This is a genomic window from Microbispora siamensis, assembly GCF_016863095.1.
In the GTDB taxonomy this organism is placed as follows: Bacteria; Actinomycetota; Actinomycetes; order Streptosporangiales; family Streptosporangiaceae; genus Microbispora; species Microbispora siamensis.
Map to the genome: position 1 here is coordinate 50,665 of NZ_BOOF01000048.1, position 22,320 is coordinate 72,984.

Annotated in this window: 20 protein-coding genes and 1 pseudogene; 7 read left to right on the plus strand and 14 right to left on the minus strand. The window is 72.6% G+C overall.

Annotated features, from left to right (window positions below):
• Nucleotides 1–158: 158 nt before the first annotated feature.
• Together Msi02_RS34020 and Msi02_RS34025 are read right to left on the minus strand one after the other, a co-directional pair.
• A complete protein-coding gene (locus Msi02_RS34020; RefSeq protein ID WP_204051961.1) occupies nt 159–1,514 on the minus strand; it encodes an MFS transporter in 1,356 nt (451 codons plus the stop codon).
• Between the two features lie 46 nt (nt 1,515–1,560).
• Nucleotides 1,561–2,226, minus strand: coding sequence for a GntR family transcriptional regulator (locus tag Msi02_RS34025; protein ID WP_079319466.1), 666 nt, complete (start codon nt 2,224–2,226; stop codon nt 1,561–1,563).
• Between the two features lie 498 nt (nt 2,227–2,724).
• Here Msi02_RS34025 and Msi02_RS34030 point away from each other — a divergent pair, with 498 nt between their 5' ends.
• Nucleotides 2,725–4,023 (plus strand): dicarboxylate/amino acid:cation symporter, encoded by a 1,299-nt coding sequence (locus Msi02_RS34030; RefSeq protein WP_306291741.1) that lies wholly within the window; start codon nt 2,725–2,727, stop codon nt 4,021–4,023.
• 98 nt (nt 4,024–4,121) lie between these two features.
• Nucleotides 4,122–4,973, plus strand: a complete 852-nt coding sequence (locus Msi02_RS34035) for a siderophore-interacting protein (RefSeq protein WP_204051962.1) — start codon at nt 4,122–4,124, stop codon at nt 4,971–4,973.
• Nucleotides 4,974–4,997: 24 nt separating this feature from the next.
• Here the strand turns inward: Msi02_RS34035 and Msi02_RS34040 are convergent, their stop codons facing one another.
• The 7 genes from Msi02_RS34040 to Msi02_RS34070 form a co-directional block, all read right to left on the minus strand.
• Nucleotides 4,998–6,002 (minus strand): helix-turn-helix domain-containing protein, encoded by a 1,005-nt coding sequence (locus tag Msi02_RS34040; RefSeq protein WP_204051963.1) that lies wholly within the window; start codon nt 6,000–6,002, stop codon nt 4,998–5,000.
• A gap of 16 nt (nt 6,003–6,018) precedes the next feature.
• Nucleotides 6,019–7,008, minus strand: a complete 990-nt coding sequence (locus tag Msi02_RS34045) for an alpha/beta hydrolase (protein ID WP_239108981.1) — start codon at nt 7,006–7,008, stop codon at nt 6,019–6,021.
• A 151-nt stretch (nt 7,009–7,159) separates the two neighbouring features.
• Nucleotides 7,160–7,564: a hypothetical protein gene (locus Msi02_RS34050; protein ID WP_204051964.1), complete on the minus strand. Its 405-nt coding sequence runs from the start codon at nt 7,562–7,564 to the stop codon at nt 7,160–7,162.
• A 121-nt stretch (nt 7,565–7,685) separates the two neighbouring features.
• Nucleotides 7,686–7,883, minus strand: coding sequence for a LuxR C-terminal-related transcriptional regulator (locus Msi02_RS34055; RefSeq protein ID WP_204051965.1), 198 nt, complete (start codon nt 7,881–7,883; stop codon nt 7,686–7,688).
• An 87-nt stretch (nt 7,884–7,970) separates the two neighbouring features.
• Entirely contained in the window at nt 7,971–9,572 is a 1,602-nt protein-coding gene (locus Msi02_RS34060; protein ID WP_204051966.1) for an FAD-dependent monooxygenase, read from the minus strand.
• 139 nt (nt 9,573–9,711) lie between these two features.
• Nucleotides 9,712–10,611, minus strand: coding sequence for an alpha/beta hydrolase (locus Msi02_RS34065; RefSeq protein ID WP_204051967.1), 900 nt, complete (start codon nt 10,609–10,611; stop codon nt 9,712–9,714).
• A 2-nt stretch (nt 10,612–10,613) separates the two neighbouring features.
• A complete protein-coding gene (locus tag Msi02_RS34070) occupies nt 10,614–11,174 on the minus strand; it encodes a quercetin 2,3-dioxygenase (protein ID WP_204051968.1) in 561 nt (186 codons plus the stop codon).
• A gap of 168 nt (nt 11,175–11,342) precedes the next feature.
• Between Msi02_RS34070 and Msi02_RS34075 the strand changes: the two genes are divergently transcribed.
• Together Msi02_RS34075 and Msi02_RS34080 are read left to right on the plus strand one after the other, a co-directional pair.
• On the plus strand, nt 11,343–11,951 hold the full coding sequence (locus tag Msi02_RS34075) for a ClpP family protease (RefSeq protein WP_204051969.1): 609 nt from the start codon (nt 11,343–11,345) through the stop codon (nt 11,949–11,951).
• Nucleotides 11,948–12,541, plus strand: a complete 594-nt coding sequence (locus tag Msi02_RS34080; RefSeq protein ID WP_204051970.1) for an ATP-dependent Clp protease proteolytic subunit — start codon at nt 11,948–11,950, stop codon at nt 12,539–12,541. The genes Msi02_RS34075 and Msi02_RS34080 overlap by 4 nt, the downstream gene beginning before the upstream one ends.
• A gap of 3 nt (nt 12,542–12,544) precedes the next feature.
• On the opposite strand, the gene Msi02_RS34085 is transcribed toward Msi02_RS34080, so the two are convergent.
• Both Msi02_RS34085 and Msi02_RS34090 read right to left on the minus strand, forming a co-directional pair.
• On the minus strand, nt 12,545–12,922 hold the full coding sequence (locus tag Msi02_RS34085) for a helix-turn-helix domain-containing protein (protein WP_204051971.1): 378 nt from the start codon (nt 12,920–12,922) through the stop codon (nt 12,545–12,547).
• A 115-nt stretch (nt 12,923–13,037) separates the two neighbouring features.
• Nucleotides 13,038–15,986 (minus strand): S8 family serine peptidase, encoded by a 2,949-nt coding sequence (locus Msi02_RS34090; protein WP_204051972.1) that lies wholly within the window; start codon nt 15,984–15,986, stop codon nt 13,038–13,040.
• A 151-nt stretch (nt 15,987–16,137) separates the two neighbouring features.
• On the opposite strand from Msi02_RS34090, the gene Msi02_RS34095 reads away from it, so the two are divergent.
• A complete protein-coding gene (locus Msi02_RS34095; protein WP_204051973.1) occupies nt 16,138–17,136 on the plus strand; it encodes a helix-turn-helix domain-containing protein in 999 nt (332 codons plus the stop codon).
• Nucleotides 17,137–17,161: 25 nt separating this feature from the next.
• On the opposite strand, the gene Msi02_RS34100 is transcribed toward Msi02_RS34095, so the two are convergent.
• The 3 genes from Msi02_RS34100 to Msi02_RS34110 form a co-directional block, all read right to left on the minus strand.
• Complete coding sequence (locus tag Msi02_RS34100; protein WP_204051974.1) at nt 17,162–17,950, minus strand: IclR family transcriptional regulator; 789 nt, start codon at nt 17,948–17,950, stop codon at nt 17,162–17,164.
• Between the two features lie 74 nt (nt 17,951–18,024).
• Nucleotides 18,025–18,765: a helix-turn-helix domain-containing protein gene (locus Msi02_RS34105; protein ID WP_204051975.1), complete on the minus strand. Its 741-nt coding sequence runs from the start codon at nt 18,763–18,765 to the stop codon at nt 18,025–18,027.
• A gap of 19 nt (nt 18,766–18,784) precedes the next feature.
• On the minus strand, nt 18,785–19,675 hold the full coding sequence (locus Msi02_RS34110; protein ID WP_204051976.1) for a phosphorothioated DNA-binding restriction endonuclease: 891 nt from the start codon (nt 19,673–19,675) through the stop codon (nt 18,785–18,787).
• Nucleotides 19,676–19,721: 46 nt separating this feature from the next.
• On the opposite strand from Msi02_RS34110, the pseudogene Msi02_RS44645 reads away from it, so the two are divergent.
• Both Msi02_RS44645 and Msi02_RS34120 read left to right on the plus strand, forming a co-directional pair.
• Nucleotides 19,722–19,865, plus strand: a pseudogene (locus Msi02_RS44645) (RNA 2'-phosphotransferase); the annotation flags it as partial.
• An 80-nt stretch (nt 19,866–19,945) separates the two neighbouring features.
• Entirely contained in the window at nt 19,946–22,051 is a 2,106-nt protein-coding gene (locus Msi02_RS34120; RefSeq protein WP_204051977.1) for a TerD family protein, read from the plus strand.
• The last annotated feature ends 269 nt before the right edge of the window (nt 22,052–22,320 follow it).

Here is a 22,320-nt window from a genome sequence, read left to right on the forward strand (position 1 = left end):
CACCGGCAGGGAGGGCGCGTACAGGGCTCGATCACCCGGCCCGCCGTACGCGCGGCCGAGCCGGCGAGATCACCCGCTCTCATCTCGGCGAACGCCGCGCCGCCCGATGCCGCCGCGCGCCGGGCCGCCTGAAAGCTTCAGCGTGCTGCCTGAGGTCGTCATCGGGCCGATGCGGCCGGCTCCGTGACGCGGGCGCCGGTCACGACGAGGCCCAGGCAGACCAGGGCCGCGGTCGCCACCGCCGCCAGCATGACCGGGTAGGAGAGCCACGACGACAGGCCGGCCAGCACTGTAGGGAGCAGGAAGCCCGCGTAGGCGAGCGTGTAGTAGACGCCGGTCAGGCCCGCCAGGTCGCCGGGGCCGGCCATGCGCTGGATCTCCAGTAGCCCGGAGACCACCGCGATGCCGTAACCGGCGCCCAGGGTGGCCGCGGTGACGGCCGCGAGCCACGGCGACAGCAGCACCGCGTTCGCCGCGCACAGCGCCGCGCCGAGGAGCATCACCGCCATCGCCGCCACCGGCGCCCGTCCCGTACGGCTTCGCGCCTCGCCGCCTCCCGCCTCACCGTTTCCTGAGTCACCGTTTCCTGAGTCACCGTTTCCTGAGTCACCGTTTCCTGAGTCACCGTGCAACCACCTGGCCACGGGCTGCACGGCCGCGCCCGTGCCCAGGGTCAGCACGGTCAGCCCGGTCGCGTACGCCAGCCCCCAGTCCCCGACGCGGAAGCCGACCAGCTGGGGCATGACCGCGTACGCCAGTCCGGCCGCGCCGAACACCCACGGCGCCATCGGCAGGACCACGAGCCGGAACCGCCTGCGGGCAGGCGCGGGGACACGCAGGTCGTCCACCAGTGCCCTGAGCAGTCGCCGGGCCGAACCCGTCGCGTGCGCGAGCGGCGTCCGCGTCTCCGGCACCCGCAGGAGCAGCACGGGTATCGCCACGGTGATGAGGAGGTGCACGGCGTACGGGCTCACCATGGGCCACGGCCCCCACTGGGCCAGCACGCCCGCGACACCCGCGCCGAGGCCGAATCCCGCCGTCTGGCACAGTGCCGCGCGGCGCGCGGCGAGCCCGCCGTCCGCTCCGCTCGACAGCTCCTTCACCCAGCTGCTGCCCACCGACATGGCGATGCCGACGGCGAAACCGGTGATCAGCCGTCCCGCGTAGATGGGCCAGGCGCTCTGACCGCCGAAGCAGAGCACCAGGCTCGCGGCGGCCGAGGCGACGGTGCCGGCCACCAGCACGGGACGTCGCCCGCGCCGGTCGGAGACGGGCCCGGCGAGCAGGAGCCCCGGCACGAGCCCGACGACGTACGCGCCGAGGAAGGCGTCGACGCTGAGAGTGGAGTAGCCGCCCAGCCGCCGGTACATCAGCAGCAGCGGGGTGAACTGGTTGCCGCCCCAGCCGCATGCGAACATCGCCGCGGCGACGGTCCGCCAGGAGTCCGGCGTGAGCGGGGTGGCAGGCGAGGGGGCGGCCTGCCGGGATTCCGGCATCCGCTGGGTTTCGGGCATGGGAGGGTCAGACCTTCGCGAGGAGTGTGCGTGAGGAGGACGCGGGTCAGCGGTCGTCGCGGCCGGCCGCGTACGGCGAGCCGTGCGTCGCGGTGAGATGACCGAGCAGGGCCGAGGCGAAGGCCGCGCTGTCGCCGCCGAGGAGGTGGCCGAGGAGGGCCTCGTGCTCGTCGGCCAGCAGGGACAGCCGCTCCGGCCGCGGGCGCAGCGCGGAGATGCTCATCCGCCGCTGCCGGTCGCCGAGCGTGGCGTAGAACCGGCTCGCCAGCCGGTTCCCCGACGCTTCGACGATGCACCGGTGGAACGCCTCGTCCGCCTCGGCGAACCGGCCGATGTCCGCGGCCTCGGCGAGGGCCCGCTGACGCCGCAGCAGTTCCCGCATCCTCTCGTGGTGTTCGTCCGGCAGTCCGGTTCGCGCGATGCGCTCCGCCGCGGACCGTTCGAGGGCCAGCCGCAGCTCCAGGACGTCCGCGGCCTCACCCGGCGGCACCGGCACCACCACGGCGCCGCGCTTGGGATGGAGCGCCAGCAGTTCCTCCGACTCCAGCCGGAGGAACGCCTCCCGGACGGGCGTCCTGCTCACGCGTACCCGTTCGGCGATCTCGCCCTCGCTGATGAGGCTTCCTCCCGGCAGTTCACCGGAGAGGATCAGCTCCTTGGTCACGGCGTACGCGGTGTGGGCGGCGGACGGGCGCTTCGCGGGATCGGCCATGCGAGGAGCGTAGCAGCCATAGATACAAGCTTGTATTTATCAGGGTTGCGACGTGGCCGGCCAGGGCGGGCGTCAGGGGCGGTGACACGCACAGGTGAAGCGCCGCGCCGGTCGCGGCGGGGTTGTGGCGCACGAGGGGAGTAGCGGCCCGGATCAGGCAGGACCCGGTCTCGGCCGCCACACCCGTCGGCCGCCGACGACGCCCCGCGCGTGGCCGCCGCCGCGCTCGCGCGGTCGGATTTCCGCTGTGGTCAAGGCTTCTCCCGCGCGGAGGAACGTGATACGGATCACAGAGAAGGCCGGAATTTGCGGCCGATTGAGGAGGTTTCGCCGCATTATGAGGTTCTTCCCGGTGATCGTGTGGCTCGTGGAGCGACTGCACGTCGACCTGTGCCGCCTGAACAGTCGCCTCTGTCCCTGAACGCAGTCACCACTCCCTTCCCCTCACCTCGCATGCCCGCCTCTGCGTCAGCATGCCTTTCTGCCGGAGTCTCGTTCGTGAAGAAACTCTCCTTCTCCCTGCAGTTGCTGCTCGGTCTGGTGATAGGCGCCGTTCTCGGGTTCGTCGCCCGCGCCGGTGACGTCGCCTGGCTCACCGCCACCCTCACCGAAGTCGGCAAGATCTTCGTCCAGCTCCTCAAGCTCGCGGTCGCGCCACTGGTCTTCACCGCCGTCGTCGTCAGCGTGGCCAACCTGCGCAACGTCAGCGGCGCCGCCAGGCTCGCCGGCAAGACCCTGCTGTGGTTCCTGATCACCTCGCTGATCGCGGTGGTCTTCGGTATCGGCCTCGGCCTGATCCTCAACCCCGGCCAGGGCGTCACCATCTCCACCGCGGGGGCGAAGGCCGTCGACCTGGAGGGCGCGGGAACCTGGCTGGACTTCCTGACCGGCATCATCCCGACCAACATCGTCACCGCCTTCACCGAGCTCAACGTCCTCCAGATCGTCTTCCTGGGGGTCGTACTCGGCGCCGCCGCCCTGGCGGTCGGCGAGAAGGCCGAGCCGTTCCTCGGCTTCAGCCGGTCGGTCCTCGATCTGGTCCAGAAGGCTCTGTGGTGGGTCATCAGGCTGGCCCCGATCGGCACCGCCGGTCTGATCGGTAAGTCGGTGGCCAGCTACGGCTGGGACCTGCTCGCCCCGCTCGCGAAACTCAGCGCGGGCGTGTACATCGGCTGCCTGCTGGTGCTCCTGGTGAGCTACCCGCTGCTGCTCGCCTTCGTCGGCAAGGTCAGCCCGCTCACCTTCTATCGCAACGCCTGGCCCGCGATCGAGCTGGCCTTCGTCTCCCGCTCCTCGGTCGGGACCATGCCGCTCACCCAGCGGGTCACCACCGAGCGCCTGGGCGTGGACCGCGACTACGCCGCCTTCGCGGTGCCCTTCGGAGCGACCACCAAGATGGACGGTTGCGCCGCGATCTACCCCGCACTCGCGGCGATCTTCGTGGCCCAGGTGTTCGGCGTCCATCTCGGCGTGGGCCACTACCTGCTGATCGCGTTCGTCTCCGTGGTCGGCTCGGCCGCGACCGCCGGTCTGACCGGCGCGATCGTCATGCTCACCCTGACCCTGAGCACGCTGGGCCTGCCCCTGGAGGGCGTCGGGCTGCTCCTGGCCATCGACCCGATACTCGACATGATCCGCACCGCGACCAACGTCACGGGGCAGATGGTGGTGCCCGTCCTGGTCGCCCGTTCCGAGGGCCGTCTCGACGAGGCGGTGTTCAACGCTCCACCGCAGCCTCTGGACGAAGCCCCCGCCGCGGTTCGTCCCGCGTCGGGTCCCGAACCCGCTCTCACCTGAGCCTCCGTCCCGTCTGCCGGTGGCGACGGCCTCGCTCGGTGACGATGTCCTCGGAACGAGGTTAGGCTTACCTAAGCAGTCTGACGAAGGGAACTTCTATGGCGACGACCGAACCGGCGCGGCGCGCACCCCGGGCGACCACCGGCGTGGTGGAGCGCACCGAGCGGCTGACCCCGCACATGATCCGGGTGGTGCTCGGCGGTGAGGGACTCGCCGGTTTCGAGGCGGGCGAGTTCACCGACCACTACGTGAAGCTGCTGTTCCCGCTGCCGGGAGTGGCCTATCCGGAGCCGTTCGACATGGCGGTGATCCGCGCCGAGCTGCCGCGCGACCAGTGGCCGAAGACGCGGACCTACACCGTACGAGCCTGGGACCCGGAGGCGCGGGAGCTGACCATCGACTTCGTCTACCACGGGGACGAGGGACTGGCCGGGCCCTGGGCGCTGCGGGCCCGGCCGGGCGACGTGATCCGCTTCCTCGGCCCCGGCGGGGCGTACGCGCCGAGCGCGGAGGCGGACTGGCACCTGCTGGCCGGGGACGAGAGCGCGCTCCCGGCCATCGGCGCCGCCCTGGAGCGGCTCCCCGCCGGAGCCCCCGCCCGGGTGTTCGTCGAGGTGGAGGGCCCGGAGGAGGAGCAGAAGCTGCAGACGGAGGGCGACGCGGAGATCGTGTGGCTCCACCGCGGCGGCGCGCAGGTGGGCGAGGCGCTGGTGCGGGCGGTGCGGGAGCTGCAGTTCCCCGAGGGCGTCGTGCACGCCTTCGTCCACGGCGAGGCGAACTTCGTCAAGGAGCTGCGGCGATACCTGCGCGTGGAGCGCGGCCTGCCGCTGGAGCGGTTGTCGATCTCCGGCTACTGGCGGCAGGGCCGTGACGAGGACGGTTGGCAGTCCTCCAAGCGGGAGTGGAACAGCCGCATCGAGGAAGAGGAGGCCGCGGCCCTCGGCGGCTGAGACCCGGCCGGTCCCGCGACGAGGTCAGGCAGGGCCGGTGTCGTGGTGGAGGCGGCGCAGCGCGAAGGCGAGCTGAAGGCGCAGCCGGCCCCGGGGATCGCGCACCGTCCACCCGAGGAGCTGTTCGGCGTGCGCGAGCCGGTCCTGCAGCGTCGAGTGATGCACGGTCAGCCGCGCCGCGGCGGCGCGCAGGCTCGGTGCGTAGGCGACCGCGTACAGGGTCGCGAGCATCCAGGGCGCCTCCGACCCGGCGCGTTCGAGCGCGCGCACGTCCGGGTCGGGCGGGGCGCCGGGCCGGACGGCCGCCGCGAGGACCGCCAGCCCGCCCAGTTCGTCGGCGTGGACCACCCGCGGCCCCGGATCCTGCGGAGTACCCTCGGCGGCCAGCCGCAGCGCCGTCCGGGCGAGCGCCCACGAGCGCGGCAGGTCGAGCACGTCCACCGCCGGCCCCACTCCCGCCCGGACCCCCTCGGGAACGGGCTTGCGGGCGGGCGCGACATGGGCCACGCCGCCCTCCAACGCGACCGCCCGTACGGCGACGCCGCCGGGCAGGCCCAGCTCGCGGGCGGCGAGCGACCGCGCGGCCGGGGGAGCGCCGGCGTCCAGCAGCACCTCGACCAGGGCGGGATCGTCCTCGCTACGGCGGGCCGGGGCGCGACCCCGGGTCCGGTCGAGCACACCCCGCGCCGCCGCCGCGGCGCGCTCCAGCACCATCGCCCCGACCGGTCCCGGCGGTGGCGGGCGCTCCAGCCACAGTGTGGCCGCCCCGCCGGGCACGGCCATGCGGGGCCAGGCCGGGTCCGGCGGCGGACCGGCGTCCGCACGGCCGCCGTCGGGGAGCACGCGCACGTGGACGCCGCGCTCGGAGTCGGTCAGGCAGGCCGGGCAGCCCGCCAGGACGGCGGCGCCGCGGACGATCGCCTCCAGCCCCGCCCGCGTCTCCACCAGGCGGTCGAAGTAGGCGATGACCTGTAGCGCCGCACCGGCGTCCGGGTCGAGCGCCGACAGCCGTCCGACGAGGTCCCTCATCCCGTACCCCGGCCGGTCAGCCGCCGAGGACGCGGCGCAGCCAGCGCAGGCGGGCGGCGCGGGCATCCTGCGAGACGGCCGCCTGCGGGGCCATGAGATCGAAGCCGTGGAACCCGCCCGGCCACACGTGCAGCTCGGCGCTGCCCCCCGCCCTCCAGATGGCGCCGGCGTACGCCACGTCCTCGTCGCGGAAGGTCTCGGCCGAGCCGACGTCGATGAAGGCGGGCGGCAGCCCGGACAGGTCGGTGGCGCGCGCCGGGGCCGCGTAGGGGGAGACGTCCGGACCGCCGCGGGAGTCGCCGAGCAGGGCCGTCCACCCGGTCTCGTTCGCGGTGCGGTCCCAGACGCCGAGCCCGGCCATCTGGTGGGACGACGGGGTGTCGTTGCGGTCGTCGAGCATGGGGCAGATGAGCACCTGCCCGGCCAGGGCGGGACCGCCGCGGTCGCGGGCCATGAGCGCCAGCGCCGCGGCCAGCCCGCCGCCCGCGCTCGCCCCGGCGACGATGATCCGCTCCGGGTCGATGCCCAGCTCGACGGCGTGGGCGGCGGTCCACACCAGGCCCGCGTAGCAGTCCTCGACGGGAGCGGGGTGCGGGTGCTCGGGCGCCAGACGGTACTCCACCGACACGACGACGAGCTGAAGCTCCTGCGCCCAGTCGAGCACGCCCTCGATGCCCACGCGGTTGTCGCCCGTGATCATCCCGCCGCCGTGGGTGTGGTAGACGGCGGCGAGCGGGGCGACGGCGCCCGCCGGGCGGCAGATCAGCAGGGAGACATCGGGCGCGCCGTCCGGTCCCGGCACCGCCCGCTCCTCCACCTGGAAGGCGCCGCCGCGGCTGAGCGCCTCGTCGGGCACGCTGGGTACGTTCGTCATCCCGGCACGCAGGATCGGGATCATGTCCGGGGTCAGCGACGACGGCAGGGTCTCGCCCAGTACGGCGAGAGCGGCGGCCAGCTCGGGATCGAAGGGCGGCGGGGTGGCGGCCGTGGGGAGAGTGCTGCTCAATGGGGCTCCCGTATCGTGGAGGTTTCCTGCGACCAACTGGTCCGTGCTCACCATCGTGAGAAACGCGGCGGCGACGATCCAGCGCCACCCGGCGGACACTACCCGCCACATGGCGGGTGCCGCGAAACGCCTGAGCGGCGCGAACGCGGTTTTAGATCCGCGTTACGCGCTCGCGGCTATGGTGACGCCCGACGACGTCTCGGGGAGCGGTCTCGGGAGTGCCCATGTCACAGCGGAAGGTGAAGCGCATGCGCGCCGCCATGCGGCGCGAGGAGGCCAGGCGGCGCGAGGAGCGCAGGCGGCTGGCACGCAGGATCACGTACGCCACCGTCGCCGTCGTGGCGGTGGTGGCCGTCGCGACCGGGGTGCTGGTCTTCATCACCACCGGAGCGCCGGACACGGCGACGACCGTCGCGAACGCCACGCCGCATCCGTCCTCCTCCGCCACGGGAGCGGCAACAGGAGCGACCACGGGGCCGGCGAGGAACTCGGCCACGCCGTCGGCGTCCATGCCGTCGGAGTCGTCCGTGTCGCCGTCCGCCGGGACGTCACCCAAGGCGGCGGCGTCCAGCGGATGACGTGGCCCGGACGGCCGGGCCCGGCGCGGTGACCGAGCGCCCAGGCGGTGGTGCACCGCGCCGGTCTTCTCCTGTCCGTGCGCGGACGGACGACCCGGCCTACCCGACGACGCCGGAGACGCTGGGCGGCCAGATGCCGACGTTCAGGAGCCGGTGCGCGTAGAAGTAGGCCACGAGCTGACTGCGGTTGCTGCAGGCGAACTGGACGAGCAGCTTGCTGATCCGCTCCGCCACGGTGTACCGGCTGAGGTGCATCTCGCGGGCGATCCTCGTCGCCGTGTAGCCCCTGGCCAGCATGACGATCAGCCACCTGTAGCGATCATTGATCAGGCCGTCGGAAACAAGTCCATGTGCAGTGGCTAGCCGCGATCGGCGGCGCGGTCGTCAGACCGCGGGGACGCCGTCTCCGAGCACCCGCGCCAGCAGGGCGTCCGGCTCCTCGGCGCGGTCGCCGCGCCAGGCCACGTGCTGGTCGGGCCGCACCAGCACCAGGGCGGCGTGGTACCGCTCTTCGAGCCCCGGCAGCGCGGCCAGGTCGAGCACCTTCAGCGGCGCCGAGCGCCGGGCGGCGGCGTCCGTCAGCGGGCGGGTGTCCGCGCCCGCGGTCAGGCGCAGCAGGGTGAATCCGTCGCCGAGCGCGTCGTAGAGCGAACGGCCGTCCGGCAGCCAGGTGTGCGGCAGCCGGGCGCCGGGATGCGCCGACGGAGTGTAGGCCGCCAGCCCCGGCGCGGGCACCGGCCGGCCGTCCGGGACCACGACGGGGGAGTCGGGGTAGTCGTATCCCAGCACCAGCCCGAGGCTGTGGAACTCGGTGTCCTTGACGACCAGGCGGCGGGCGAGTTCGTCGCGCAGCGGCCTGCCCGCGACCGGGTCGTGCAGGTCGCCGGCGGCGAACGACGGCGCGAGGAACGCCTCCTGCGCACCGGCGGCCGCGATCGTCCGCTCTGCCACCGGGCGGCGTTCCGGCTCGTAGCTGCCGAGCAGCGACTCCGGCGCCCATCCGCCCAGTACGGCGGCGAGCTTCCAGCCGATGTTCACCGCGTCCCCGACGCAGGTGTTGAAGCCGTGCCCGCCCCACGGCGGGTTGAGGTGCGCGGCGTCGCCGACCAGGAAGACCCGCCGCCCGCGATAGCGGTCGGCCAGCAGCATGCGAGCCGACCAGGGGTCGGTCGCCAGCACCTCGACGTCGATGTCGGCGCCCGCGAGGGCCCGTACCAGCCGGGCCGGGTCGGCCGGCTCGGCGGCGGGGTCCACGCCCTGGATGATCGCCCACCAGGTGCCGTCGAGGTCGAGGCGGCCCATGAGCCCGCCGCGCTCGGCGCCGATCACCCAGTAGTGCACGCCGACCGCGCACAACGGCCGCTCCCGCAGCGCCCGGCTGCGGAAGGTGACGCTCAGGTTGGGCAGCGCGCCGGAGGACCCCTCGTACCTCGCCCCGATCGCGGCGCGGCTGACACCGCCGCCGCCGTCGCAGCCGAGCAGGTAGCCGGCGGTGACGCGCCGGGTCTCCCCGTCCGGGCCCTCGATCACGGCCCGGACCTCGTCGTCGCCGTCGGCGATCTCGGTGACCCGCCATCCGGTGAGCAGCCGTACGGCGGGCAGTTCGGCGGCGGCCTCGCGCAGCACCCGCTCGACCAGCGGCTGAGGCGCCTGCTGTCCGGCCTCGGCGTACTCCTCGCGGCGGGACGTCGTCAGGCCGAACGCCTCACGGAAGCGGGTGATCTCGTGCCCGAACAGCCCGGTGCAGAAGACGACGTCCTGCGCGTACGCGACCGGCAGCGGGCAGGCGGCGCGCAGCCGGTCGGCCAGGCCCCAGCGGCGCAGGTGCTCCATCGTGCGGACGCTGGTGGTCTTCGCGCGCGGGCGCAGCGAATCCAGCGTGGTCCGGGGCTCCACGACGAGCACCTCGACCCCGCGCCGTCCGAGTTCGACGGCGGCGGCCAGGCCGCTCGGCCCGCCGCCCGCGATGAGGACGGGAACGTTCACGGCCGCCGCCCGGGGCCGACGATGGGCGTGCGCAGGAAGCCGCCGACCGGGTTGTCGGTGGGCCGGGTAGCCGGAGGGGACGACTCGTCGGTCATGCGGATCTCCTGTCGTCGGGAAGGAGGGTGGCGCTCCGGATCGCTCAGGCGTGGAGCCGGTCACGGAGGAACGCGATCGTGCGGTCGAGCGCGTCGCGGGCCGCCTCGGGATCGCCGAGCCACATGTGGTCCGCGCCGTCGTAGACGTGCAGGTCCACCTCGGCGCCGGCGCGGCGCAACTCCTCGCTCAGCCGCTCGCTCTGCGCGCACGCGATCAACCGGTCGGCCCGGCCGTGCAGGAGCAGGAACGGCGGCGCGCCGGGGGAGACGTGGGTGACCGGGCTCGCCTGGGCCGCCGCGTCGGGAACGGACGGCACGGGAGCCCCGAGCAGCAGGGCCTCACGCGACGCGGGGTCCGCCGGGTCGGCGCCGATGCCGGCCGCGACCGTACGCAGGTCGCTCGGCGCGTACCACGCGGCGACGGCGGCCACCGCGCTGGACGGCCCCGTCACCCCGACGCCGCCCTCCAGCGCGGGGTCGCCGGAGGTGAGGCCGAGCAGCGCGGCCAGGTGGCCGCCCGCCGACTCGCCCCAGGCCGCGATCCGATCCGGGTCGATCCCCAGATCGCCGCCGCGGGCGCGCAGCCAGCGCACCGCGGCCTTCACGTCGTGCACCTGCGCGGGCCACACGGCCTCGCCCGAGAGCCGGTAGTCGGCGCTGGCCACCGCGATGCCCGCCCGCGCGACCAGCTCGAACGGCGTGGGCTCGGCGCCCTCGAAGGCCGGGCCCATCGAGCGGCGGCCACCCGCCCGCCAACCGCCCCCGTGCAGGAAGACGACACAGGGAACGGGTCCCTCGGTCTCCGGCGGCAGCACCAGGTCCAGTTCGAGCGGCCGCACCCCGGGAATCGCGGCGTACGGCACGCCCGGCAGGACCCGCGTGCCGTACGCGCCCGCGCGGGCGGGCGGCAGCGGCGCCTCGTGGGCGGGCGGGGGGAGCCGCACGGTCACTCCCCGGCCTCCGGCCAGGCGAGGTCGGGCAGGAAGTCCATGTTGTGTGCCCGCGCCGCCGCCTGCATGCGCGGGAGATCGGGCACGAACGGCGGCTGGTCTGCCGTGGGATGGTCGGTGGGCGTGCCCATCTGCTGGAAGAACCGTTCGAAGCCGCCGGTCGCCACGCCGAGCACGCGCGCCTGCTCCTCGACCTGGTAGGCGTGCGCCAGCCCGGCCGGGACGAAGCCGAAGTCGCCGAGGGTCAGCAGCCGCGACGTCTGCGTCCCGTCGCGGTCCCGGACGTGGACCCGCACCTTGCCCTCCACGACGTAGAAGGTCTCGTGGGTGTCGTGGTGGGTGTGCGCCGGGATGAGGCGGCCCTCCGGCGCGTCCATCGTGAAGATCCCGAACTGGCCCTCGGTCTCGTCGCCGCTGAGCAGCACGGTGAACAGGTCGGTGAACAGCATCGCGCGCTCGCCCTCGCCGCGTCTGAGGAAGTACGCCTCGGGGGCGCCCGGCAGGATTCCCTTCCACTGCGGGCCGCTCTCGGGGTCGGCCAGATATTCGAAGCTCATCGCGTCTCCAACTCGGCGTGGGCGGACTGGCCGATGATGCGCCACCCCGGCCGCCGGTCGCCAGGCGCCTGCCATTGAGCGGCAGGCCTTCTCCCCACGGCGTACCACCCGTCTGCCCTCAGCAGACATATCGACAGGTCGCGGGGGTGCGGCGGATACAACTGCGCCATGAGTGTTTCACCGAGCACGAGTTACCGAGATCGGCTGAACGAGAAGCTGTTCCAGCAACGGACCCTGCTGTTGACCGGAGAGGTCGACGACGAGATGGCCGAGCGGGTGTGCGCCGAGATGGTGTTGCTGGCCTCGGCGGATCCCGAACGCGACATCATCCTGTACATCAATTCGCCCGGAGGGTCGGTGCTGGCCGGGCTGGCGATCTACGACACGATGAAGCTGGTGCCGAACGACGTGGTCACCGTCGCGCTGGGGATGGCGGCGAGCATGGGTCAGGTGCTGCTGGCGTCCGGCACCCACGGCAAGCGGATCAGCCTCGCGCACAGCCGGATCATGATGCACCAGCCGTCGGCCGGCATCGGCGGCACGGCGATCGACATTTCGATCCAGGCCGAGAACCTCAAGTACATGAAGCGGCAGTCCGAGGAGATCCTCGCCGCGGAGACGGGACGCACGATCGAGGAGATCGCCGCCGACAGCGACCGGGACCGCTGGTTCACCCCGGAGCAGGCCCGCGACTACGGGATCATCGACGAGATCGTCGGCTCCTTCCACAGCCTCGCGCCGTACGCCGTTCCCAACCGGATGGGGTTCTCGTCATGAGTCAGTACACGATCCCGTACGTGGTAGAGAAGACCCCGGTGGGGGAGCGGTCGTTCGACATCTTCAGCCGGCTGCTCAAGGAGCGCATCATCTTCCTGGGCACCGAGATCGACGACGGCGTCGCCAACGTCGTGATGGCACAGTTGCTGCACCTGGATGCGGAGAGCCCCGACCAGGAGATCAACCTGTACATCAACTCCCCGGGCGGCTCGTCGACCGCGATGCTCGCGATCTACGACACCATGCAGTTCATCCGGGCGAAGGTCGCGACGTACTGCATGGGCCAGGCGGCCTCCGCCGCCGCGGTGCTGTTCGCCGCGGGCGCCCCCGGACGGAGGTTCATGCTCGGCCACTCCCGCGTGCTGCTGCACCAGCCGTCCACGCAGGGGCAGGGCACCATCTCCGACCTGACCCTGCAGGCGGCCGAGGTGATGCGCGTGCGCGCGCAGACCGAGGAGATCCTCAGCCTCCACACCGGGGTGGACATCGCCCGGCTGCGCGAGGACACCGACAGGGACCGCGTCTTCACCGCCCGCGAGGCCGTCGAGTACGGCCTGGCCGACGAGCTGATCACTCGCGAGCCGTCGTAGCGCTCACGCCGCCAGAAGCTCCGCCCGTGGCGTACCGGCGGGCCTGTGCGTCGCGATCCGGCGCGACGCCGTGATCCGCCGGACGGCACGGGTGAGCAGGTGCTCGATCGGCAGTCCGAGCGCGTCGCACACCGAATGGAGCATCTCCGACGACGGCTCCTTGCGGCCGCGCTCGACCTCGGACAGATACTGCTTCGACATGCCCACCGCGCGCGCCACGTCGTCGAGCGTGCGGTCCTGGTCCAGCCGTTCGTCGCGGAGGATCTCCCCGTACACCGCGCGCAGCAACGGGTCCTGGCCGTCGGGGATCGCCGGGTCGCGCTCCTTGCCGGCCCGGCGCGTCCGGATGTCGACGACCACTGGTCGGCCCGAGACTCCCATGCCTGGCAGTCTGGCACGTCCGGATCTACGGCGGACCGTCTGTTCGCGGAGAGGTGAGCGCCGAGCCCCCGGTGACGACCGCGAAAGGACGTCACCGGGGGCGGCGGAAACCGGATCAGTTGATCGTGACGATCGTCCCCACGCCGTTGGGGTATTCGACGTAGCCGGTGTTCGTGCGCTGCGCCGCCCCCGTCCAGGACGCGGTCAGCGGGAACGGCGTGCCGACGGTCACCTTGGGCTTGGCCGGTGTGACGGTGAGCGCGCCGCGCGCGTCGTTCCCGGTCACGACGTTGATCTGGGTGGTGAACGCCGTGGACGTGGTCCCGGGCAGGTCTCCGAGGCTGAGCACGACCAGAGTGTGCCTGCCGGGCCGCGGGTTGCTCAGCACCCCGCGGTTGTCGCCGTCCAGGCCGAACACCCACGACTCGAACTCGCGCGTGCCGTTGCCGTCGTAGAAGAGCATCCCGCCCACCTGGGCCTCGGGGTCGATTCCGGTGATCTTGAAGGCGGCGGCCTTGGCGCCCTCGGGGATCGTGACCGGAACCTCGCGGCCCCACGCCTCGGTGTCGCTGACGCTGCCCGGCGCCTCGTCCGCCGACACCGGACCGTACGGGGTGATCGTGAACTTCTTCAGCCCCGGGGTCACCTCGAAGGTCACCGAGCCGTCGGCGCCGGTTCCCTTCACCTCGGCGGGCGCCCTGGCGCTCAGCGGTGTGGCCACGATCGCGCTGCGCACGCTCGTGCCGGCCCCGGTCCAGGTGAGCGTGCCGGTGGCGGTAGCCGGGGTGGTCTCCGGGAGCATCTCCATGGTGACGGTGAAGTTCTTGGTCTCGCCCGCCTTCTTGAAGACCAGCGTGGACGGCTTGACCTTGGTCTTGTAGCCGGGCAACTCGATGGAGGCCTTGTAGACGCCCGGCGTGACGGCGGTGACCTCGCGAGTGACCGTACGGGAGCCGAAGAGCTCGCTCACGGAGACGGTCGGATAGTTCAGGTCGGAGGCGGCCAGCGGCTTCACACCGGTGCCGGTCGCGATGCCCAGGCCCTCCAGGAAGCCGAACCAGTCCTCGGCGCCGGCGTCGTAGACCAGGCCGGGGTCGAGCATGCGGGCCGGGTCGACGTGGCCGGCGCCCTGCGCGAAGACGTCCGGGGTCTTCGTGTCGTAGGCGGTCGTCATCATCGCCGACTTGATCGCCATGGGGGACAGGAGCGGGTGCCGGCCGAGGTAGAGGGCGGCCAGGCCGGCGATGTGCGGAGTGGCCATCGAGGTGCCGGAGTAGAAATCGAAGTTCTTGCCGGCGTTGCCGGGAGGCGCCACGGCGGCCAGGATCGCCGAGCCCGGCGCGGTGATGTCCGGCTTGAGCAGGTCACCCTTGGCGGACAGCGCGGGGCCGCGCGAGGAGAAGTTCGCGACCTCCGGATACGGCACGCCGTCCGAGGAGGCCGGGAGCAGGGTGGCCGTCGCGCCCGCGGTGGCCGCGTACGCCGCGATCTTGTCCGCGTCCGGGGCGTTGACGTGCACGGTCGGCACGGCGTGCAGGTCGGCGTCGGTGTCCTGGTCGGACGGATTGCCCAGCACCATGCCGGCGCCCCCGGCCCGCTTGACCTCGGCCGACTTGTCCACCCGGGTGGTGACGCCGCGCACGCAGTAGACGATCTTTCCTGCGGCCTTGGCCGGGTCGAGCGAGCCGGCCGCACAGACCTGCGCGTCGGAGTCGGAGGCCGTGCCGGCCTTCACCGACACGGCGGTGACCAGCGGCTTCGGGCCGAGCGGTGCGACGACCGTGGTGCTGGTGCCGCGGTAGGCGGTGCCGTCGCCGAGCCGCACCTCGCCCTGGTAGGGCGCGATGGTGCCGGCCGCGACCGTCGTCGTCCACGGCGCGGTGTTGTCCAGGGTGGAGGGATCGGGGCCGGAGTTCCCGCCGGCGGTCGAGACGAAGACGCCGGCCTGGGCGGCGGCCAGGAAGGCGAGCTGGATCGGGTCGTCGATCGCGGACTCCCCCACACTGCTGCCGATCGAATAGTTGATCACATCGACGCCGTCGGCGACGGCCTGGTCGACGGCCGCGACGAGGTCGCTGGTGTAACCGCCCGTCGTCCCGCCGTCCTTGCCCTGCCAGAGCGCCTTGTAGACGGCGATGGCCGCGCCGGGCGCGACGCCGGAGATCGTGCCGAAGTCGATGCCGTTCGCGGCGGCGGGGACGTCCTTGCCGCCCGCCGCGGTGCCGGCGGTGTGCGAGCCGTGGCCCTGCGCATCGCGCGGGGAGATGTAGTCGGCGCGCTTGTCGGGTGGATTGCCCTTCATCCACTGCTCGCCGAAGTACCGGGCGCTGATCACTTTCTGGTTGCACAGGTTCGCGGTGAACTCCTCGCCGGTCTGGCACAGCCCCGTGAACGTGGAGCCGTCGGCCTTCTTCATGACCGTGACCCCGTCCTTGAGATAGGGCCGGTACGGCGCCGCGTCCGTGGGGGGCTCCGTGCCGAGAGCAGGGCCGGCGAAGGAGGGGTTCTCCGGCCAGATGCCGGTGTCGATGACGCCGACGACGACGCCCTTGCCCGCCTTGTCCGCGCCACCCAGCCCGGCCCACAGCCCGCGGTCGCCCGGCAGACGGAGGAAGTCGGTGGAGACGCGGTCGTCCAGGGCCTTGTGCAGGGTGTCGGGGACGACGGAGACCACGCCCTGGGTCGCGTGCAGCCGCAGCGCCTGGGCCGGGGTGAGCTCCGCGGCGAAGCTGTTGGAGGCGACGGCGTGGTGGGCCGTGGCCGTCGCGCCGACGCCGCGGGCGACCTCGTCCTGCCGCCTGGTCAGGCGCTCGCGGTAACGCCTGGCGTTGGCGCTGGTTGTGTCGACCTTCCTGCCCTTGCCGCCCTTGGTGGGCGCGATGCCTTGCACGCCGCCGTCGTACGTGGCCAGCGGCGGCTCGGCCAGGGTGACGATGTACGGGGTGGCGGCGGTCGCGGGCGGTGCCGCGGCGGCGGCCGGCTGGGCGATGCCCGGAGCGGTGGTGGTGACCGCCAGCGCGGCGGCCAGCGTCAGTGCGCGGTGAACGCGGGTGTTGCGGGACATTGCTCCTCAAGGGGGATGAGCCTGTGTCGCCGTCCGGGGAGGATCACCGGAGGGCCGCAACGGAGTCAAACGCCTTGTGGAGATCTCTGTCGAGATATAGTGCTGACATTTTCGGCCACATGACCAAAAGCGACATTTCGGCAGGTGCTCGGTGGGGGATCGGTCCGTGCTCGGCGCGGTGGGCGTCACGGACTTCGACGAGCGGCTGTACCGGCTCGTGCTGCGCCGGCCCGGCGGGCGGACGGCGGACCTGGCGGCCGAGCTGGGCGTCGGTCCGGCCAGGGTTCGTCCCGGGCTGGCCCGTCTGGCCGACGCCGGGCTGCTGCGCCGTGCCGGCCCCGGCCGGTACGAGGCGGTGCCCCCGGAGGCGGCGATCGAGTGGCTGGTGGACCGGCGGCGCCTGGAGACCGAGGCGCGGCTGGCCGCGGTCAGAACCGTCGTCTCGGACTTCGCGCAGCTCTATCACTCCGGCAGGCTCGGGGCCGCCCGGGCGGGGGTCGTGGAGGTCCTGGCCGGAGAAGAGGCCGTCAAGCGGGTCATGAGCGAGCTGCAGCGGACGGTCGGCGTGGAACTGCTCGGCTTCGACCGGCCTCCGTACGTGGGCCGGCCCGACGACTCGGCGGACACCAACGAGTCGGAGCTGGCGGGCACCCGGCAGCTCCTGGCGCGCGGGGTGGACATCCGGGTGGTCTACTGCCCCGAATCCCTCGATCGCCCCGGCCGCCTGGAGACCCTGATACGGCTGGCGGAAGAGGGGGAACGGTCCCGGTTCGTCGCGCACCTGCCGTTCAAGCTGCGCATCGCCGACCGCAAGATCGGCCTGTTCCCGCTGGTGGACGGGGTTTACGACCACATCGCCCTGCTGCACCCCTCGCGTCTCCTCGACGCGCTCGTGGAGCTGTTCGACGTCTACTGGGAGCGTGGGCGGCCGCTGGCGGGGCTTCCGCACGTGGCGGAGGAACGGCCGGCCGAGGAGGACCTGCTCGTGCTGCGACTGCTGAACGCCGGGCTCAAGGACGAGGCCATCGGCCGGCACCTGGGCGTGAGCGCCAGGACGGCCACCCGCAAGATCGCCGCCGTCCTGGAGCGGCTCGGCGTGACGACCCGTTTCCAGGCCGGCGCGGAGGCTGCCGCCCGGGGCTGGCTCTGATCCGCCGCCCGGGCGAGCGAAGCCGTCAGTGGGCGCCGAGCCCGCGGGAGATCGAACGCGCCGCGGTCCGCACGGCAGGCCCGAGCAGCCGTGGTTCGGCGTGCTCCTCGGGCACGACCACGGACAACGCGGCCGCGATCCGGCCCCCGGCGGCGAAGACGGGCGCCGCCACCGTGACCAGCGGCTCGGGAGCGCGGCGGCGGACCGTGGCCAGTCCCTCCCGCCGTACCTCGGCCAGCGTCCGCCGCAACTCGGCGGGGGAGACCGCGGTCCGCTCCGGCTCGTGCACGAGCGGCCGGGCGAGGATCTCCTCCTGGAAGCCGGGTTCGGCGAAGGCCAGCAGCACGAGGCCCACGCCCGTGGAGTGCAGGGGGAGCCGGCCGCCGACATGGTAGAGCACCGGCATCGCCTGGTGTGCGGAGAGCCTGTCGACCAGCACCGCCTCGTCGCCCTCGCGTACGGCGAGCAGCACGTGCTGGCGGGTGACCTCGGCGAGATCGCCCATGTAGGGCATCGCGACCTGCCGCAGTCCCTGGCCGCGAGGCGCGAGCGAGGCGACCTCCCACAGGCGCAGCCCGATCGAGAAGCGGCCGTCGTCTCCCCGTTCGAGCGCGCCCCACGCCATCAGCCGCTGGGCCAGGCGCAGCGCCGAGCTCGCCGGAATCCCGCTGCGCCTGCTCAGCTCGGCGAGCGTCAGGTAGCGGTGCCGGGTGTCGAAGGCGGCCAGGAGCGACAGCGCCCGATCGACCACCGGATCGCCGTGCGGCGGCCGGCTGCCCCTGACCCGGTGCGCCGGTGCCCCCGGACCGCTCATGGGTGAGCGTGCTCTCTCGTCGAACCCATCGGAGTCTCCGCGCTCGTCTGGCCTGCCGGCACTGTACCCCGGCGTCAGGAGGTGAGCCGATGACCGCCCAGCGAGATCTGCGACTCGGGCATGGGAGCGAAGAAGTCGAAGTTGGGCGGCGGGCCGACCCTCCGCTCCAGCGTCTTCACCACGTGCCTGACGTCGTCGTTCGGACCGGCGAGGTAGAAGGGCTTGCCGTCCTTGCCGAAGGTGATGGCCGGCTTCTCCTCCCACGTGCCGAGGTGCCCGGCCGCTCGGGCGAAGTCCGCGGCCGGCTCGAAGCCGAGATCACGCGCGTAGTCGACCGCGCCGAAGACGAGGTGCCGGACCAGGTCGAGCGGCGCCTCCCGCCAGCCGTTCGGGTAGATCCTGAAGTACCTGGGGAGGAAGCGGTGCAGCTCCACCTCGCTCATCACGTCGGGGCCGAGGGCGTGCTTCACGCCGAGGCAGTAGACGTCGACGAGGTAGGCGCAGACCGACAGCTTGTCCCAGCCGTGCTTGCGCGCCACCACCACGCTCACCGTGCCCGCGGTCTCCTGCTCGCCGGGGACGTCGTCCGCCCAGCCGGCCGTGTCCGGGACGTCCAGTCCCTCGCTCCAGCCGGCGTTGACCCAGCACCCCGCGAGCTCGGCCTCCGGGGCCTCCGTGCTGCTCGCCTGCTCGGCCACCGCCCGGACGTACGGCGCGACCGCCGCCGGTGACATGCCGAGAGCGCGGGCGATCTGCTTGGGGGAGTTGCCCTGTCCGCGGAGCTCGCGGACCTTCTCCAAGATCGAGCTGTCCATAGGGTCCGAAGCCTATCGGCTATCCCTGACGAGCCGGGGTGCGGAAGACCTGACGGCTGTGCCATTCGATATGGCTCACGTCAACGGGGTCGAGACCGGTCTGGGGATCGCGCACGGGCTTTCCCGCCAGGGCGAGGACCAACCGCTCGGCCGCCGGGCTCCGGCCGACGAACTTCCGCGAGACGGCGATCGTCCGGTCGGGGGTCAGCCCGAGGACGCCCTTGTCGAACAGCTTGTGATGGATGGCGCACAGGCACAGCCCGTTGGCGACGTCGTCCGGTCCCTCGAAGGCCCACCAGCGGACGTGCGCGGCGTCCAGACCGACCGCGACGCCGTCCAGCCACCCGTCGTACGCGCAGAAAGCACAGCAGTACTCGTACGCCACGAGCACGTTCTGCCGGAAGGCCGGGTCCCGGCGGGCCGCGGACGGCACGACCTGCTCGGCGGGAGTGACCTGGTCGTTCAGCTCGAGACCGACGAAGCGGCAGATGTCGGGATGCAGGGACGGCTCGAAGTTGGCGTCCAGAAGCTGCCGCGCGAGCCGTACGACCAGGTGGGAGTCGTCGGTCAGGGCGCGCAGGAGATCGGGGTGGAGCCGGCCGGTGGCCTGGGCCGCACGCAGGCGTCCGAGCTCCGAGCCGGGACTGCCCGGCCCGTGCACCGTGTCGACGAGCCAGAGGCCGTCGCCGGTGAGGTGGTGGAAGGGATAGCCGGGGCTGGTCTCGCGCGGCGGGCCGAACTCCCTGAGCAGGGCCTTGAGATCCGCTTCGGCGGAGCTGAACGGGATCGGCCGGCCGCCCTCACGCTGGAAGCGGCCGAGGGCGTAGAGCAGCAGGAGCGGCTTGTGCGGCGCCCGTTCGCCCTGCCGCGTCCAGCGGCGGATCCCCGCGACGCGCTCGACCCAGTCCATGACCGACACCATACGGTGATCTCCACTCACCGGACCGGGGACCGCCACCCGCGTCGGCGCGCGCAGGGGGAAGCCGGTCGTGCTCGTGGTGGACGCGGGCGCCATGCACGCGGCCGGGCATCGCTTCCGGGTGAGCGCCAACGGCGTCTGGCTGGTGGACCACGTACCGCCCGGCTTCATCCGCTGGTGAGGGTCGCCATTGGCGACTCATCGGCATGCGCCTCCTATTTCAGTGGCGATCCCCGCATATCCGCCCTATATCGTTCCTGCGTGGAAGATCTCATCATCGCCCGGCGTCTGCGTGTCCCCGTCGACGACGCGGGGGACGACACGCCCGGTTGGGGTGGGGTGGCCGCCCGGCAGCTCGACGCGGCGCTGCTCAGCGTGGGCTTCACGTGCTCGCCGGCGCTGCTCGACCGCCTGGCTCGGCTGCCCGGTGAGCGGGTGATCGACCTCGGCGTGCGCGTCCTGGCCGTGGTCCGCCGGCTGGTCGGCGACCACGTCGAACACAACGCCTACTTCATCGACTTCCCGAAGAACGTCCCGGACACCCTGGAGTTCTGGGCGGGGCTGTTGCGCGAGGCCATGCTCGATTCGGTCGCCGCCGCCCGGCTCCAGCCGGGCATCCTCAACCTGCTGGACCTGCCGCGCTACGGCGGCTACCAGCACACCTACGCCGACCTGCTGGCCGCGCACGCCGAGCTGGTCCCCCTGGCCCGCGACCGGGTGACCGTGCTGGAGCTGGGCGGAAGCCTGCGGGACGAAGCGCGAGAGCTCTACCTCTCGCTGGCCGGCTCCGAGGTCCCGCTCGCCGCCGAGGACCTGGCCGCTCTGCGCGCGCTGGCCGCCTTCTGCACCGACGACCAGCCCGAGCACGTCCCGGTGCGCGAGAACCGGGCCGTCATCAACGAAGTACGGCTGGCCGCCGGGCAGCCGCTGCTCGTCGACACCGTGACAGACGTGCTCCGGCTGGCCGCGCTCTGCTCCGACGGCGACGTCACCCTGGCCACCCCCACGCGCCTGCGCTCCTTCCGCCGCGCCGAGCGCCGCATCCTGCTGGCCGCTCTGGACACCGTCCCGGCCGCCAAGCACGGGGACGTGCTACGCCACCGGGAGCAGTGGAAGCGGCTCGGTGAGCGGCTGCACCCCCACGAGTACCCGCAGTTCCCCGGGGCGGCCCAGGTCTTCGACGTGGCCAGAGGCGTGCGCAAGGCGGTGAGCTTCGGCGGCCGGGTCGAGGCCGCGCTGGCCGGTGGCCGTACCGAAGAGGCCGTCTCGCTGCTGGAGCACACGCCCGGCGCGCTGCTGCGCCGCCTCGACCACCTGCTGCGCGTGGGTGGCGGCTCCGCCGTGCTGGAGGCGGCGGAGAGGTCCGTCACCCGCGCCTCCGGTCGCGTGCTGCTCTCCCTGAGGGAGCACCTGCAGAACCGGCTCGCCCCGGTGAACCGGGTCTTCACCAACAGGTACGGCAGAGCGTGGGCGACACCCGACACCCGCGCCCCGCTCGACGAGGAAGCCCTCAACCGGACGCTCGCCATCCTGGACGAGGAGATCGGCCGGCGCCTGCCCGACCTCGGCGAGGTGATCGCCGACCCCGACGTACTCGACGTGGCTCTGCCCCTGTCGGGTAAGGCGGTCGCGCCCGGGCTCGGGATGCTGCCCCGCGGCTCGCTGTCGCCCGTGGACGGTGAGCTGCTCCGATTCTTCGTGCACTGGCGACAGCGCGAGCGGCGCACCGACTACGACCTGTCCGCGCTCATGCTCGACTCCACCTATGACAACCCGACCCACATCTCGTGGACGTCCTACACCAACGACTTCGCGACCTACTCGGGCGATCTCACCGAGGCCCCCGACGGCGCCTCGGAGTTCATCGACGTGCGTCTGCCCCTCGCCACCAAGCCGATCGTCATCCCTCAGGTCAACATCTATGCCGGGGAGCGGTTCGACGAGGCGGCCGAGGCGTTCTTCGGCTACATGACCAGGGACGCCGCCCAGGAGGGCAGGCCGTTCGAACCGCGCACCGTGCGGATGAAGTCCGACCTGCGTGGATCCGGCCGCATCGCGCTCCCGCTCGTCTTCCTGCGGGGGGACGACGATGCCTGGCGGGTGAAGTGGTTGCATCTTTACCTGTCGGGCTATCCGGCGTTCAACCAGGTGGAGGGCAACCGGGTCACCGCGTCGCTGCTCGTGCGCTCGATCGTGGAGCGGGACTACCTCCGGGTCGGTTACCTGGTCGACCTGCTACGGACCAAGTCCTCCGCGTCCTCGACGGGCGGGCAGGTCACGTACATCGGGCTTGAGGCACCCGCCGACCTTCCGGAAGGGGCCCGGGTCTACACGCCCGCCACGCTGCACGAGTTGATCCCGGCCTGATATCTTGCTGACCGCAAGGCCATGGGAGGGCTTCCTTCTCACCTCTTTTGGAACCGGTCTGCCCGTACGGGCGCCGGTCTGGATCTAGCTTTCCCGCCTTCCTTGCGCTCCGGCGGGTGAGGCCATTCGGAGGCTTCCTTCTCACCTGGTTCAATTCCAGGTAGGCCCGTAATGGGCCTGCTGGCGACTTAGCTTCCGAGCCCTCCTCACCCGCCCCGGCGAACCGCCGGCCGCAGCAGTCTCCGACCTCGTTCCGCCGCCGCTGCGGC

Coding starts and splice junctions, on each gene's coding strand:
- Msi02_RS34020 (WP_204051961.1), bottom strand. CDS start 1,514: ATGCCCGAAACCCAGCGGATGCCGGAATCCCGGCAGGCCGCCCCCTCG.
- Msi02_RS34025 (WP_079319466.1), bottom strand. CDS start 2,226: ATGGCCGATCCCGCGAAGCGCCCGTCCGCCGCCCACACCGCGTACGCC.
- Msi02_RS34035 (WP_204051962.1), top strand. CDS start 4,122: ATGGCGACGACCGAACCGGCGCGGCGCGCACCCCGGGCGACCACCGGC.
- Msi02_RS34040 (WP_204051963.1), bottom strand. CDS start 6,002: ATGAGGGACCTCGTCGGACGGCTGTCGGCGCTCGACCCGGACGCCGGT.
- Msi02_RS34055 (WP_204051965.1), bottom strand. CDS start 7,883: ATGCTGGCCAGGGGCTACACGGCGACGAGGATCGCCCGCGAGATGCAC.
- Msi02_RS34070 (WP_204051968.1), bottom strand. CDS start 11,174: ATGAGCTTCGAATATCTGGCCGACCCCGAGAGCGGCCCGCAGTGGAAG.
- Msi02_RS34075 (WP_204051969.1), top strand. CDS start 11,343: ATGAGTGTTTCACCGAGCACGAGTTACCGAGATCGGCTGAACGAGAAG.
- Msi02_RS34080 (WP_204051970.1), top strand. CDS start 11,948: ATGAGTCAGTACACGATCCCGTACGTGGTAGAGAAGACCCCGGTGGGG.
- Msi02_RS34085 (WP_204051971.1), bottom strand. CDS start 12,922: ATGGGAGTCTCGGGCCGACCAGTGGTCGTCGACATCCGGACGCGCCGG.
- Msi02_RS34090 (WP_204051972.1), bottom strand. CDS start 15,986: ATGTCCCGCAACACCCGCGTTCACCGCGCACTGACGCTGGCCGCCGCG.
- Msi02_RS34100 (WP_204051974.1), bottom strand. CDS start 17,950: ATGAGCGGTCCGGGGGCACCGGCGCACCGGGTCAGGGGCAGCCGGCCG.
- Msi02_RS34105 (WP_204051975.1), bottom strand. CDS start 18,765: ATGGACAGCTCGATCTTGGAGAAGGTCCGCGAGCTCCGCGGACAGGGC.
- Msi02_RS34110 (WP_204051976.1), bottom strand. CDS start 19,675: ATGGACTGGGTCGAGCGCGTCGCGGGGATCCGCCGCTGGACGCGGCAG.